The 13,897-nt window shown below is 38.9% G+C and carries 9 protein-coding genes; 5 read left to right on the top strand and 4 right to left on the bottom strand.

Annotation, left to right across the window (positions count from 1 at the left end; all coding sequences use genetic code 11):
* Nucleotides 1-12 precede the first annotated feature (12 nt).
* From ACFSAH_RS08420 to ACFSAH_RS08405, 4 genes are all read right to left on the bottom strand, one after another.
* Complete coding sequence (locus ACFSAH_RS08420) at nucleotides 13-882, bottom strand: HAD-IIA family hydrolase (protein WP_379662277.1); 870 nt, start codon at nucleotides 880-882, stop codon at nucleotides 13-15.
* Nucleotides 883-893: 11 nt separating this feature from the next.
* Nucleotides 894-2,369, bottom strand: coding sequence for an MFS transporter (locus tag ACFSAH_RS08415; RefSeq protein WP_379662276.1), 1,476 nt, complete (start codon nucleotides 2,367-2,369; stop codon nucleotides 894-896).
* Between the two features lie 454 nt (nucleotides 2,370-2,823).
* Nucleotides 2,824-4,185 (bottom strand): sn-glycerol-1-phosphate dehydrogenase, encoded by a 1,362-nt coding sequence (locus ACFSAH_RS08410; RefSeq protein WP_379662275.1) that lies wholly within the window; start codon nucleotides 4,183-4,185, stop codon nucleotides 2,824-2,826.
* 141 nt (nucleotides 4,186-4,326) lie between these two features.
* Nucleotides 4,327-5,925, bottom strand: coding sequence for a glycerol-3-phosphate dehydrogenase/oxidase (locus ACFSAH_RS08405; protein ID WP_379662274.1), 1,599 nt, complete (start codon nucleotides 5,923-5,925; stop codon nucleotides 4,327-4,329).
* A gap of 176 nt (nucleotides 5,926-6,101) precedes the next feature.
* Between ACFSAH_RS08405 and ACFSAH_RS08400 the strand changes: the two genes are divergently transcribed.
* From ACFSAH_RS08400 to ACFSAH_RS08380, 5 genes are all read left to right on the top strand, one after another.
* Nucleotides 6,102-6,872: a DeoR/GlpR family DNA-binding transcription regulator gene (locus tag ACFSAH_RS08400; RefSeq protein WP_379662273.1), complete on the top strand. Its 771-nt coding sequence runs from the start codon at nucleotides 6,102-6,104 to the stop codon at nucleotides 6,870-6,872.
* Nucleotides 6,873-7,516: 644 nt separating this feature from the next.
* Nucleotides 7,517-8,452: a ribokinase gene (gene rbsK, locus ACFSAH_RS08395; protein WP_379662272.1), complete on the top strand. Its 936-nt coding sequence runs from the start codon at nucleotides 7,517-7,519 to the stop codon at nucleotides 8,450-8,452.
* 2 nt (nucleotides 8,453-8,454) lie between these two features.
* On the top strand, nucleotides 8,455-9,462 hold the full coding sequence (locus tag ACFSAH_RS08390) for a GRP family sugar transporter (RefSeq protein WP_379662271.1): 1,008 nt from the start codon (nucleotides 8,455-8,457) through the stop codon (nucleotides 9,460-9,462).
* A 19-nt stretch (nucleotides 9,463-9,481) separates the two neighbouring features.
* A complete protein-coding gene (locus tag ACFSAH_RS08385) occupies nucleotides 9,482-10,528 on the top strand; it encodes a nucleoside hydrolase (RefSeq protein WP_379662270.1) in 1,047 nt (348 codons plus the stop codon).
* A 108-nt stretch (nucleotides 10,529-10,636) separates the two neighbouring features.
* A complete protein-coding gene (locus ACFSAH_RS08380; RefSeq protein ID WP_379662269.1) occupies nucleotides 10,637-13,888 on the top strand; it encodes a SusC/RagA family TonB-linked outer membrane protein in 3,252 nt (1,083 codons plus the stop codon).
* Nucleotides 13,889-13,897: the final 9 nt, after the last annotated feature.

Below are 13,897 nucleotides of genomic sequence, written 5' to 3'. Positions count from 1 at the left end.
TCTAGAGGTTACTTAACTCTTCGCTGCTACAAGCATCTGCTCAAGTTCTGCCAAATCTCTGGCAATAATATGTGGAACATCTTCTGCCTGAGCAACAATCTCCATTGTTGTCTCTCCAGATAACACCAAGGCTCCTATAGCACCCGCATTCAAGGCCATTTTAACGTCTGTATAAATACGATCGCCTACCATTAATACTTCCGATGGGTCTAATTGATAACGAGACAGTATCCCCTGTAACATCCCTGGATTGGGCTTTCCTATAACAATGTCTGGAAGCCTGCCCGTAGCGTATTCTATACAGGTATAAATAGCTCCACAATCTACCAATATAATGTTCTTATCTGTAGGACATACTCTATCCGGGTTTGTAGCTATATAAGGTATTTTTTGCGATACCCACCAGGAGGCCCTACACAATCTGGAATAGGTAAGAGACATATCAAATGCCACAACTACAGCATCCGGAACATCATGCTCATCATCAGCGGTAGAGATAAATCCCGCCTGTTCAAATTCGCTGATCATACTTGGTGTTCCCAACAGAAAAAGACGCTTTGTCTGAGGCATATTTGTTTTGATATATTCTATAGTAGCCTGAGCCGAAGTGTACATTTCTTCTCTATCTGCTGTTATTCCCATTTTAGACAGATGTAAAAGATAGTCATCTGTACTTTTAGAAGGATTATTAGTTAGAAAAGAGTAGGAGATACCCATTTCTTTCAGGTTACGCAAAAAAGGAATGGTAAACGGAAACAATGTACTTCCGTTATAAATTGTCCCGTCCATATCCAAAGCTATATGCTTAATATTTCTCAGACAGTCGTATAATTTATCAGAACTATTTAAGCTTGCTTTATCGTTATATATATATTCGTTCATTTTATTTTTTATTATTCTTCAGATTCATAACCATGTGCTTTGGCTTTCCACATCAATGCAAAAATAAATACGCAAAGTACAGCCATACCAATCATCATCATAAAAACATAATCCCAGGCTTTTCCCGGATTAACTTTATTAATAGCATCTACCATATAACCTACACCTACACCAGACACCAAACCACTTGCATACCCAAACAAACCTGTAAGTCCGTTAGCTGTAGCTGCCGCTCTATTGGTAGCCTGATTGGCTGCCGCTATCCCGATAAGCGCCTGTGGACCATAAATAAAAAAGCCCGACATTGCTAAAACCAGTATCATCCCCCAAGACGGTGTACTATCTGGTAAGTACAAGAAAATGGTCATAAATACGGCTACACCAATCATGCAGTATAAGGAGGTATGATGGGCTTTTCCTTTAAGGTATTTATCGGTAACCCAGCCAGCAGCCAGCATACCTACTATACCAAAAATTTCGAAAACAGCAACAGTCCATCCGGCACTCGTCAATGTCATACCATGCGCTTCTTTCAAAAATGTTGGTCCCCAATCCAATACGGCAAAACGAACGATATATACGAAGAAATTAGCTATTCCCAGTATCCATATCCATTTATTGCGATAAACTGCTTTACGCACAAAAGCCTTAAATTCAGCAGAAGAATCTTTTCCTTTTTTATGTGTTTTATGTAATTCAGGCAGACCTACAGAAGAAGGAGTGTCCCGCAAACCAATGAATAACCCTATAGAGCCAAGAAGCGCAATGCCAGCGGGAATCCAAAAACACCATTTCCATGCTCCGTAATGAGAAGCAGATTCAATAACACTTTTCATTTTCTCGGCATCTGTCGGGTCTACCTTCAGGTTTGCAGCAATAGCCGCAATTACCTCTGGGTTCTCACTCATATTAGTCCCTAAAGACCCCATAATATAACCGGCAAGAATAGCTACCAGAGCAGCACCGATAGAATGCGAAGTGTTCCACACAGACATTTTTGTAGCCAGTTCGTTCTGTGGTATCCAGTGAGTTAACAAACGCGCTACGGGAGGAAAACCACTTCCCTGGATAAAATTATTTATAATCAGGATGATACCAAATATCAGCACCATGGTATTTGTGAACATGGGGCCGCTGGTTTCTCCGGTAATCGAAGCACTCAAATCAGTACCCCACCCAAAAGCAAAATTGGCTATAGCACACAGAAACAAGCCAATAGACATGTGGTAACGGGCGTTCATCCTGTCTGCCATCAATCCGTTAAGAAACCGGGATAAACCATAAACAATAGTAACCAACGTCATGATGATACCGAAACTTGTTTTAGTTATCCCATACTCGGCAGTTAAGCCCGGTATAGCAAAAGAAAAGTTTTTGCGCACAAAATAGAATATGGCATAACCTATCATTGTCACTATAATGGTTCGTGTTTGCCAATATTTAAATGTCTTGGACACTTCGTTGGTTGATTCTGTTCCTTCTTTCATGTTTAGGGTTTAGGTTCTGGTTTAAAATTAAGTTTTTTATTATATCCTTACCTTAAATATTTATTATTAAGATGTGTTTTTTGAAAATCCCCCTCTTTTTGTTTCATCCTATTACTAAGATAGTTTTATAAAACACATGGGACTGTCTCCAAAAATGTCGAGTCTGTCAGGCTGAACCCTTCCTCGGGCTCAGGGTAAGCTTAGTCGAGACCTATTTCTGGTTAAGATAGAGACGTTTCGACAAGCCTGTACTGAGTTTGCCAAAGTGCTATCATTGACGTTATACCGATAATGAGTCCCGAATTGAACGGAAGACCTTCTATTTTTGTCATTGTGGGGAGATTACGACGAAGTAATCTCCTCCTGTAACGTCATTCTATATTGATTTATATTACAATATATTCAGCCTCAATGTGACACCTCTTCGTTTGGAGACAACCCCAATTACACCTTCTTATTCCGACAGCACCTTGTTTTCTTCCAATGCCCACACTCCGTTTTTTCCAAACAACTTATCCAAAAAGAAATCAAGTGTATTGGTTCGTATCAATAAGTCAAGTACAGTAAAACGGCGACGGATATATTGAGCTCTTACAAATGTATTTTTAAGATACTCTTTGGTAACACCTATATGCTCAGGCTCATATGGCGCTCCTACCATTTTCAACCGATTCTTTGCTTCATTAAAAGGTACCATTTGAGCTTTCAGCTTTTCTCGTATTTCTGTCCAATTAGCTTTCAATAGCTGTAACTGTTTGGCCAAAGCTTCTGCATCAATATATTTTGCTTTTGTCTCCTGATCTCCAATTTCAGGAAAATCAGTTCCTTTAAATAATTCTCTGGATTCTTTTTCTAATACTTCAGGCGATGGCCATGCGGCACAACATGCCTCAATATCCAATTGGTCAAAGGGATATTTTAAAATTTCCTCATAAAGTGCGGTAATAGCAAGCGTTCCTATAGCAACCTGAAAACCATGCGATATGTGTTCTCCATTATTGGTATGGTGTTCCATATTCCACAAATGGCTAAATTGATGTTCGGCACCTGAAGCAGGGCGGCTGGATTTAGACCACTGCATAGCAAAGCCTCCTAACATTAAACCACTAATCAGCTCAAAAACAGCTTTTGCATCTCCTTCATGCACACCTTTTGGATCTGACAAGGCATCATGCAATCCATCCTGCACAATACTCCACGCCTGGTCATCAATAGGTTCAACACCTAAACGGTCTGCCAATATCCAATCTGCGCCCGCAGTAATTTTCGCAAACAGATCTGCATAACCAGAAGCTGTCATTTCAGTGGGTGCGTTACGAATAATCTCGATATCAGCCACACAAACTTTAGGTGCCGGACAATTAAAGGTTTGCTTTGCACCATCTGCTGTAATAGACGCCCCAAAAGCGGTGTAACCATCCATTGACGCAGCCGTAGCCACACACATATATTCTCTGCCGTTCTGGTGAGAAGCCAACTTAGCCAAATCGTTTATAGTTCCCGAACCTACAGCTACCGCTATCGCATTATGCGTGGCCAAAGATTTAGAAAGCTGTTCTACAAAACTATATTCTGCATATAATTCCGGATCGGTAAATATAAAAACCGGCTCTTGATTTATTCCACTTGCTTTAAGCAGCTCGACAACTTCTTTTCCCGCTACCTCATATGTAATCTGGTCTGCAACAACCACCGCCGTATGACCGGCAAAATATTTTTTAAACAATTCAGGAACTTTATCAAGGACATTGCTTCCCATTAATAAATCCTTAGTCTCACTTGCTGCTTTTAATGCCCTTTCTACTTTTGTTGACATAATTTTTTTAACAATTAATTGTATACAGTTTAATTCTTTAACATCTCCTTTCGGAGGTACTAGTACGGCCACGCTGAACTCTTCGAATGGTCTCTACACTAAAGGTTCCGACAAGTTCAGCGTGACAGCAAAATTTCTTTTTTATACTCTTTCTTTTTTTGTGATTTCTTTTTCGGTTAACACATAGTTTTTGGCAACCTGATTAAACTCCTCTACTTGTTTTTCCTCCCAAAGCAAACTTTCACCCAGTTCTTTTGCCATCAGTGAAGCCACTTTAGGAGCCACCTCAATGGCTGCTCTTGCATCCAAAAACAAAAGTCTCGCCCTTCTTGCCAATACATCTTCTACAGTAACCGCCATCTCGCTCCTTACCGCCCAAATTACATGAGCGTGGTTAAAGCTATAATCAGGATGTAGTAAGGTAGATAGGGTAGAATCCTCTTTAATCATGCTTCTGATTTGCTCAATATCACTACCGTATACATAATCCCAATGATTACGATCTACTTGCTCTGTATAACCATGCAGTTTTAAATCCGCTGTTATACATTTTCTTTCTTCAAGTCCTTTTAACTTTATCCCTCTATTGACTATATCTTCGGCCATTTCCCTATAAGTGGTCCATTTTCCTCCGGTAATGGTTAACATCTTTGATTTAGAAACATATATTTTATGGCTTCTGGATATCTCTTTAGTTTTTGCGGTGCCCGAATCGGAGGGAGCTGCCAAAGGTCTCAAACCTGCAAATACTGAGAGTACATCTTTTCGGGTAGGAGCTATCTCCAGATACTGCCCGGCCTGATCCAAAATAAAATCTATTTCTTTTTCAAGCGCACAAGGTTCCAGCAAATGACTATCCAATGGCGTATCTGTAGTGCCTAATACTACCTTGCCATGCCATGGCACACCAAAAAGAACTCTTCCATCATTTGTTTTAGGAATCATCAGTGCGGAAGCGCCCGGTAAAAACTTTTGATCAACTACCAAATGAACTCCCTGACTTGGACGGACTTTCTTTTTAGAAGACTCTTCATCCATTTTCATCAGGTCATCAACAAAAACCCCGGTGGCATTAATCATGCATTTTGCATTCACAATTAACGTTTGTCCTGTAAGCATATTTTTAGCCTCCACTCCGGTAATTTCACCTTGTTCATTTTTTATGAACGAGGTTACCTTGGTATAGTTTAAGCAAATAGCTCCATGGTTAACTGCTGTTTTTGCCAGAGTAACAGCCATTCTTGCATCATCAAATTGTCCATCATAATAAACAACACCCCCTCTCAGACTGTTTTGTTTAATAGTGGGTATTTCTGTGTTAACAGATTTTTTGCTCATAGGTAGTGACCGCCCCAAACTCAGTGCTCCTGCCAACAAATCATAGACAGTTAAACCAATAGTATAATAAGCTTTTTCCCACCACTTATAATTTCCTATAATAAACCGCATGCTTTTTACAAGATGGGGCGCGTTTTTTTGCATCCTGCCTCTTTCTTTCAAAGCATCTACCACCAAAGAAACATCACCTTGCGCCAGATATCGCACTCCGCCATGCACTAGCTTTGTACTTCTGCTTGAGGTTCCCTTCGCAAAATCATGTTGCTCTAAAAGAATAGTATTAAAGCCACGGGAAGCCGTGTCCACAGCTATCCCAAGACCTGTTGCCCCTCCCCCGATAATTAAAAAATCACACTGATGACTTTCCTTTTCGAGTTTATTTAATAAATCGTTTCGCTTCATTTCTAACCTTGAATAACAGAATATATTGACAAAAATAGAAAACAAAACGAAAAATAAAAACAAAACGAAATATTTTAACATCTACAAAGAACTACAAACACCCCATACACAATACTATCTTTTGACATACTTGATTATTTGTTTTATTTTGTAGAAAATTATCGGAGCACACAAATATGATATTAAGCATTGCAGAAAGACATAAATACATTTTAAATACCCTTCAAAAAGAAGGCTTTGTAAAAGTTGTCGATATAGCCAAGAAACTGGACGTCACCACCGTTACCGTAAGAAAAGACCTGAAAGCTCTGGAAGAGAAAGGACTACTATACAGAACACACGGAAGCGCAAGCCCTATCAACCCACACATCACAGACAGAAACGTAAAAGAAAAAGAGAAGATCAAAACAAAGGAAAAACAATTGATTGGTATCTTTGCAGCCAGGCTAATTGAAGAAGACGACTCTGTCATTATTAATTCCGGATCTACTATTTGCGCATTTGCCGAACAAATAGAACCAAAGGGCAGGCTTACAGTGGTCACCTCCTCTATAAAAGCAACTTCTATACTCAGTGAAAACGAAGGTATCAATATCTCTCAACTGGGTGGAACTTTCAAACGCAGTTCGATGTCTGTCATTGGCAGCTACACCCTTAGTTTTCTGGAAAACATCACCTGTTCTAAGGTATTTCTTGGTGTAGACGGTGTTGACCTTGATTTTGGCGTAACTACCTCTAATATAGAAGAAGCAGAACTCAATAAAGCCATGATGAATGTCGCTCTAAAGACTATTGTTCTGTGCGACTCATCCAAATTCGGCAGAAAAGGATTCGGAAAAATATGTAATCTCGACAAAATAGATATTATCATTACCGACGAAGGCATATCTCCATCTATGCAGAAGCTAATTGAAGAACAAGGGGTAGAAATCATCATCGCTAAATAGCCTACCCCGGCTCTTTTTCTTTTACCACCACTCTAATCCAATCTCTCAACTCATTCCAAACCTCATCTTCAACCCCTTACAATCCACAGATTTTACTTCATTGATTTTCATTCTTCTCCTACATCCTGGTCGAATTGCCACTAAAATTAATATACACCACATTCTTTTGCCACGCAACATCCTTTTTACAACCTCATAATATTTTATAGTTTATCTATCCGTCATTGATCAATTATACCGTTATTACGACATGTTTTTTTAGAGAGAGATATTAGTGAGATAACAGAGGGTTTATAGAGGGTTCATAGAGGTAAACCTCTATAAATACTCCCTTTTAGCACTTCTATATTTACACGTAAATACTATTATTAATATTCTTCTAGAGAACTTGACAGAATGTAGAAACCTGTACTTTCAGAAATTAATATTGACTTAACATTCAGCATAAGAAAAACGTGTAACATTGCACATATAAATAAACTTATAATGAAACAATAATTATATAAAATCTTCTTTTATAGATGTATTTGTTTTCATTTTTGTTTCTATTTTTTGTTTTTATTTTGATTAATTGTTTTATGTTTCTTAACTTGCACAAACGTTGTAGCTTTTGCAGATTATAAACATTTAAAAAAACAATATATATGTCGCAGTCACGAATTATAGTTATTGGTAGTTCAAACACAGATATGGTAGTACGCACAGAGCATTTTCCACAACCTGGCGAAACTGTTTTGGGCAACGAATTTCTCATGAATCCCGGAGGCAAAGGAGCCAATCAGGCAGTAGCAGCAGCAAGGTTAGGCGGAAACGTAGTCTTTATATGTAAAATAGGAGATGACCTCTTTGGAGAAAGTTCCATAAAATTACTAAAAGAAGAAGGCATTAATATTAATCACGTACTTATTGACAATCAGTTACCATCTGGCGTAGCTCTAATTACCATTGACAAAAAAGGTGAAAACAACATCGTAGTGGCGCCAGGGGCAAATGCCGCATTATCCGTAGAAAACATCAAAGATCTTGACACACTTATAAGCACCGACACCCTGTTACTTATGCAACTGGAAATCCCTCTGAACACCGTAAAGCAAGTTGTATTAGACGCTTATGAAAAAGGAGCAAAAATAGTACTTAACCCTGCTCCTGCCTGCGAATTGCCGGAAGAAATTTACCAAAAACTACACCTTATCACCCCTAACGAAAAAGAAGCTTCAATGCTAACAGGAATTCAGGTAAAAGATATCAATTCTGCAAAAGAAGCTGCCGAAATCCTGATTGCAAAAGGGGTAAAAAACGTTGTTATAACTCTTGGCGCAAAAGGAGCTTTAGCTATTTTTAACGGAGAGTGCTTATTTACAGAAGCAAAAGTAGTTAATGCCATAGATACTACTGCTGCTGGAGACGTATTTAATGGTGCTCTTGTGGTTGCTCTAAACGAAGGTAAACACATTAAAGAAGCATTAGAGTTTGCAGTTGAAGCCTCTGCAATCTCTGTTACACGCCTGGGAGCACAATCGTCTGCGCCATACAGAAACGAATTGGAATCATATCAGCAAAAACCCTTAAACCAACTATAAATATGTATATCGTACACAATTATTATCAGGCAGTTTTTTTCTGTATTATAACCATGATCTGTTGGGGTTCATGGGCCAATACTCAAAAATTAGCCAACAAAACCTGGCGCTACGAACTCTATTACTGGGATTATGTATTAGGGATATTTTTATTCTCTTTGATATCCGCACTAACGCTAGGCAGTTTCGGCAACGAAGGACGAAGCTTTATGACTGATTTAGGTCAGGCTGAAAATAAAAATATTATAAGCGCACTTATCGGCGGAGTAGTATTTAATGCTGCCAACATTCTACTTTCGGCAGCTATTTCTATAGCTGGCATGTCCGTAGCTTTTCCAGTAGGCGTTGGCATAGCTTTAGTACTAGGCGTTATTATCAATTACATAGGTATGCCTGTGGGCGATTCTTATTTATTATTCGGGGGAGTTTTTCTGGTTACTATAGCTATTTTGTTAAACGCACAGGCATACAAACTTAAAAGTGCAGGCACAGAAAATACCGCTTCTTCAAAAGGAATAATAATTTCTATTGTTGCCGGCATATTAATGGCATTCTTCTACCGCTTTATAGCTGCATCTATGGATATAGAAAATTTCACCTCGCCCGAGGCAGGAAAAATGACACCTTATACCGCAGTATTTATATTTTCTATAGGAATTTTACTCAGCAATATCATATTCAACACTATACTCATAAAAAAACCATTTGTTGGGCAACCAACAAGCTACAAAGCTTATTTTTCAGGAAGCTTCGGCACCCATTTCACCGGTATTTTAGGAGGTCTTATCTGGGGTTTGGGTAATTCATTAAATCTTATTGCCGCCGGAAAAGCAGGCCCTGCAATATCTTACGGACTTGGTCAGGGGGCCACAATGATAGCCGCCCTCTGGGGTGTTTTTGTTTGGAAAGAATTTAAAGGTGCAGACAAAAACGTAAAGAACAAGCTTGCTTTAATGTTTTTATTCTTCATTATAGGTATTACTTTAATTATAATCGCAGGTCAATCATAAACTAATCATCCTAACAAACATGAAAAAGAACCTAACCTTAACAATTTTTCTATTGTGCCTTACAGGAAAAACGTTTGCGTTTTCCAAAAACTCAACAGAAAGACCTTTTCAAACAGAAGGGCGTATTTCTGTAATATTTGATACCGATATGGGGAACGACATCGACGATGCTCTTGCCCTAGATATGTTATTTAAATATGCAGACCAAAATCGTATAAAACTATTGGGTATCCTTAACAATAAAGATTCTGATTATTCTACCCGCTTTCTCGACCTGTTCTGTACCTGGTACGGATATCCTAAAACTCCAATAGGTCAAATCAAAGATGGAGTTAAACTAAACGACTATGTAGATTATAGTAAAAATGTAGTGGAAATGAATGATACCCAAAAACTATATCGATACAGCATCAAAAATCATTCGAAATTACCTCAATCTCACGAATTATACAGACAGTTACTAGCAAAACAACCAGATAATTCAGTCGTAATTATCTCCGTAGGTTTTTCAACAAATCTATCCCGCTTACTGCAATCCGAACCTGACAAGTATTCAAAATTAAACGGAAGAGAACTGGTTGCAAAAAAAGTAAAGTACCTATCAGTTATGGGAGGAAGTTTTGGCGAAAAGAAAAGAGCCGAATTTAATATTATACATGACCTCCCTGCTGCCAAATACACTTTCAGCAATTGGCCCACAGGAATTGTATTATCTCCGTTTGAAGTTGGGGCAAAAGTTTCCTATCCAGGAAAAAGTATTGCAGAAGACTTCAACTGGACACCACACCATCCTTTGGTAGACGCCTACAAAATGTATCGAAAATACCCCTACAACAGACCAACCTGGGATTTAACCTCGGTATATTATACCGTTGTCAAAGAAAACAACCTGTTAAATATATCCAAATCAGGAACACTTAGTGTAGACGAAAAAGGATTTACCCATTTTGAGGAAGGCGAGCAGGGAAAACATTATGTATTATCTATAGAGAGTAAAAACGCAGAAAAACTAAAAAGTTATTTTGTAGAACTGATTAAACAAAAACCCAAGAAGCACCAAAAATAACCTTTATGGAAATTTAATATTCCTTTTCACATAAAAACCAACAAAACAGTTATGCAACAGACCAAAAAACTAGTTGTATGGGCCTGCTTTATCTTTAATTTAATATGGATGAGTAAGGTTCAAGCCCGGTTTTCTTTTGAAAAAATCAAAGAAAAATCGGCAACCATGCAAACGAACAAGCAAATCTCTGGAAAGGTAACCGACGCTAAAGGAGAGCCTATCCCCGGGGTAAGCATCACCGTAATGCCCGGCCAAATGGCTACGCAAACAGACATTAACGGTGATTTTAAAATCCGGATTTCAGAAGAAATCAAAAGCCTTAAATTTTATGCCATGGGATTTGAGGAAAAAATTATCACCATCTCAAACCAATCCGTACTAAATGTGCAACTCGAAACTGCCAATAAAGTTATGGATGAAGTTGTTGTGGTTGGTTATGGCACTCAATTAAAACGAAATATTGTAGGTGCTGTAGAGCATATTTCCGGTGAAGTATTAGAAAACCGTCCAAATGCATATTTGGTTCGTTCTCTACAAGGACAGGTTCCAGGAGTAAACATTACAATGGTTGACGGTAAACCCAGCAGAAGCGCTTCTATAAACATCCGTGGAAACACACAATCAATAGGCGCCGGAGGGTCTGCCTTATTGTTAATAGATGGGGTAGAGGGAGATCTTACCGCCATGAACCCAGATGATGTAGAAAGTATTTCGGTTTTAAAAGACGCCTCTTCTACTGCAGTTTATGGTGCTCGCGGAGCATTTGGAGTAGTATTGGTAACCACAAAAAAAGCAAAACAGGATAAGGTATCTGTTAATTATGGCGGGAACTTCAGTATGTACAGCCCAACAGTAAGACCAAAATTTGAAACGGATGGGCAAATCTGGTACGACAATTTCAAAGAGGCTCACGTAGCTTATCGCCATGCTTTACCTACCGGAATCAACAACTTTTTCCCATGGAACCAAAGCTGGGAAGACGAATACAAGAAAAGGGTAAACGACCCCGACAACAGCTATCTGGACTGGGGAGTTGACAAAGATGGAAACTATCTTTATTACGGTAATACCAATTGGTATGACGAGTTTTATAGAAATCAGACTTACGGTCAGCAACACAATCTCAGTATTTCAGGAGGAGGCAAAACAAGCAGTTTTATTGTTTCGTCAAGATACTTTGAACAGGATGGAATTTACAAAGTAGGCGACGAAAAATTTGGTCAGTTTAACTTAAGAGCCAAAGGATCTGTAAACATTAACAAATGGTTGACTCTGGAAAATAACACAGATTTTGTAAGAAGAAATTATCATCAACCTATGGGATATCCTGCCAACTTAACGGTTCCAAGGCTAATTGAACATCAGGGATTTCCGGTTACTAAAATGAAAAATCCAGATGGAACATGGACAGCGGCAGCTGTTTACACCGGATATGCTCCAATGGCAGACAAAACCACATATCGTGACAACTTTAAATACGATATGAAAAACACAACCTTCTTAACTGCCAATATCATTGACAAAGTGTTAACCGCAAAGGCTGATTACTCTTATTTATACAATCACTCTAAAAGACAGGATGTTGTAAACCCAGTAAGCTACAGCAATGGACCTAACACATTAATATCTTATCCAACTACCAGCTATATCGATCGCAGGGAATATGAAACGGAATATCAGGTAGCCAACGCCTCTTTATCATTCACTCCAGAACTATCTGCAGATCATTCTTTAAACGCCTTAGCAGGTTGGAATATTGAGCATAAAAAATACTTTTCCACGCAACTCATGAAAGACGGCCTGTTAAAGCCAGGAAAACCCAACTTCTCTTTAATGGATGGTACCGATCTTACCATACAAGATAAAGGAAGTTATGCCTGGGGATTTATGGGTCTATTTTATAGATTGAGTTATGGATACAAAGGAAAGTATTTAGCAGAAGTAAGCGGCAGATATGACGGCAGCTCAAAATTCCCTACTTCACAACAATGGGGCTTTTTCCCATCAGCATCTTTGGGTTGGAGAATGTCAGAAGAAAGCTTTATGAAAGACCTTTCCTGGATAGAGAATTTGAAATGGAGAGTATCCATAGGGTCGGCCGGAAACGGAAATGTTGATCCTTATTTATTCATGGAGATGATGAGCATCAACAAATCTACCGGAGTCATAACAAACGGTACACAGGAAGCAAATACATCAGCACCTGTACCCATGCCCAAAAGCCTGACCTGGGAAAAAGCAACAACCCAGGATCTAGGGTTGGATATTGATTTGTTCCGCGGAAAACTGGGCTTTACAGGAGACATCTACAAAAAGATGACCACCAATATGTTTGTTGTAGGAGCAGAAATACCTGCTGTAGCAGGTTATGCAGCACCAAAAGGCAACAATGCAGATATGGTAACTAAAGGGTTTGAAGTTTCTTTAGCATACAAAGACAATACTAATTTCTTAAAAGACAAGCTAAGCTACAACGTAAGGCTATCTCTCTGGGATAGCAAATCTAAAATCACAAAATACACCAGCAAAACAAACACCCTTCCTACCATATACTCAAACTCATATTATGAAGGTATGGAATTGGGCGAAATCTGGGGATATCATGTAGACGGTTTATTTGCAACTGACCAGGAAGCTCAGGACTGGGGTGTAAGAGCGCAATCAAGAACATTTTGGAGCGGAGATAATGTAAGCTGGAATGCTGGCGATCTGAAATTTGCAGACATCGATGGAGACGGGGAAGTTAATAACGGAAATAATACGCTGGAAAACCATGGTGACCTAATTAAAATAGGAAACTCCGAAGCCAGGTATTATTACGGAATTAATTTAGGAGGAAGATGGAAAGGTTTTGGTTTATCGGCATTCTTTCAGGGTATCATGAAAAAAGATTGGTATCCTGCCGGAGAATCAGGCTTTTTCTGGGGACAATACAACAGAACTTACGGCTATAGCCTTCCATGGCAAAATGCGGACAGATGGACAGAAGACAATCCGGATGTAAATGCTTATTGGCCTCGCCTTCGTGGTTCCCTGGCTGCTTCTGGCAGGGGAACACTGAGAGCTGCAAACGACAGATACTTACAAAATGCCAGATACCTGCGTCTAAAAAACCTAACGTTTGATTATACACTTCCAAAAAGAGTATCTAAAAAACTAAATATGGAGAATGTGAAATTTTACGTTACCGGAGAAAACCTTTACTTCTGGTCTCCACTAAAAAAACACGCTAAAAACTTTGATCCCGAACAGATTACCGCTGGCGATTCAGACTATAGCGCAGTTACAGGAACAGACGGACAAGGATACGGATATCCACAAACCAAAAGTATCTCACTTGGTATCAATGTTTCATTTTAATAATAAACA

Source organism: Pseudopedobacter beijingensis (genome assembly GCF_042678145.1).
Classification (GTDB): domain Bacteria; phylum Bacteroidota; class Bacteroidia; order Sphingobacteriales; family Sphingobacteriaceae; genus Pseudopedobacter; species Pseudopedobacter beijingensis.
The sequence above is the reverse complement of the archived record's forward strand: the minus strand, read 5'-3'. Positions and strand labels throughout refer to the sequence as shown.

What these genes read in the sequence shown, in the direction of transcription:
- ACFSAH_RS08385 (WP_379662270.1), top strand. Translation starts at nt 9,482, where the DNA reads ATGAAAAAGAACCTAACCTTAACAATTTTTCTATTGTGCCTTACAGGA.
- ACFSAH_RS08405 (WP_379662274.1), bottom strand. Translation starts at nt 5,925, where the DNA reads ATGAAGCGAAACGATTTATTAAATAAACTCGAAAAGGAAAGTCATCAG.
- ACFSAH_RS08420 (WP_379662277.1), bottom strand. Translation starts at nt 882, where the DNA reads ATGAACGAATATATATATAACGATAAAGCAAGCTTAAATAGTTCTGAT.
- ACFSAH_RS08390 (WP_379662271.1), top strand. Translation starts at nt 8,455, where the DNA reads ATGTATATCGTACACAATTATTATCAGGCAGTTTTTTTCTGTATTATA.
- ACFSAH_RS08380 (WP_379662269.1), top strand. Translation starts at nt 10,637, where the DNA reads ATGAGTAAGGTTCAAGCCCGGTTTTCTTTTGAAAAAATCAAAGAAAAA.
- ACFSAH_RS08415 (WP_379662276.1), bottom strand. Translation starts at nt 2,369, where the DNA reads ATGAAAGAAGGAACAGAATCAACCAACGAAGTGTCCAAGACATTTAAA.
- ACFSAH_RS08410 (WP_379662275.1), bottom strand. Translation starts at nt 4,185, where the DNA reads ATGTCAACAAAAGTAGAAAGGGCATTAAAAGCAGCAAGTGAGACTAAG.
- ACFSAH_RS08400 (WP_379662273.1), top strand. Translation starts at nt 6,102, where the DNA reads ATGATATTAAGCATTGCAGAAAGACATAAATACATTTTAAATACCCTT.
- rbsK (WP_379662272.1), top strand. Translation starts at nt 7,517, where the DNA reads ATGTCGCAGTCACGAATTATAGTTATTGGTAGTTCAAACACAGATATG.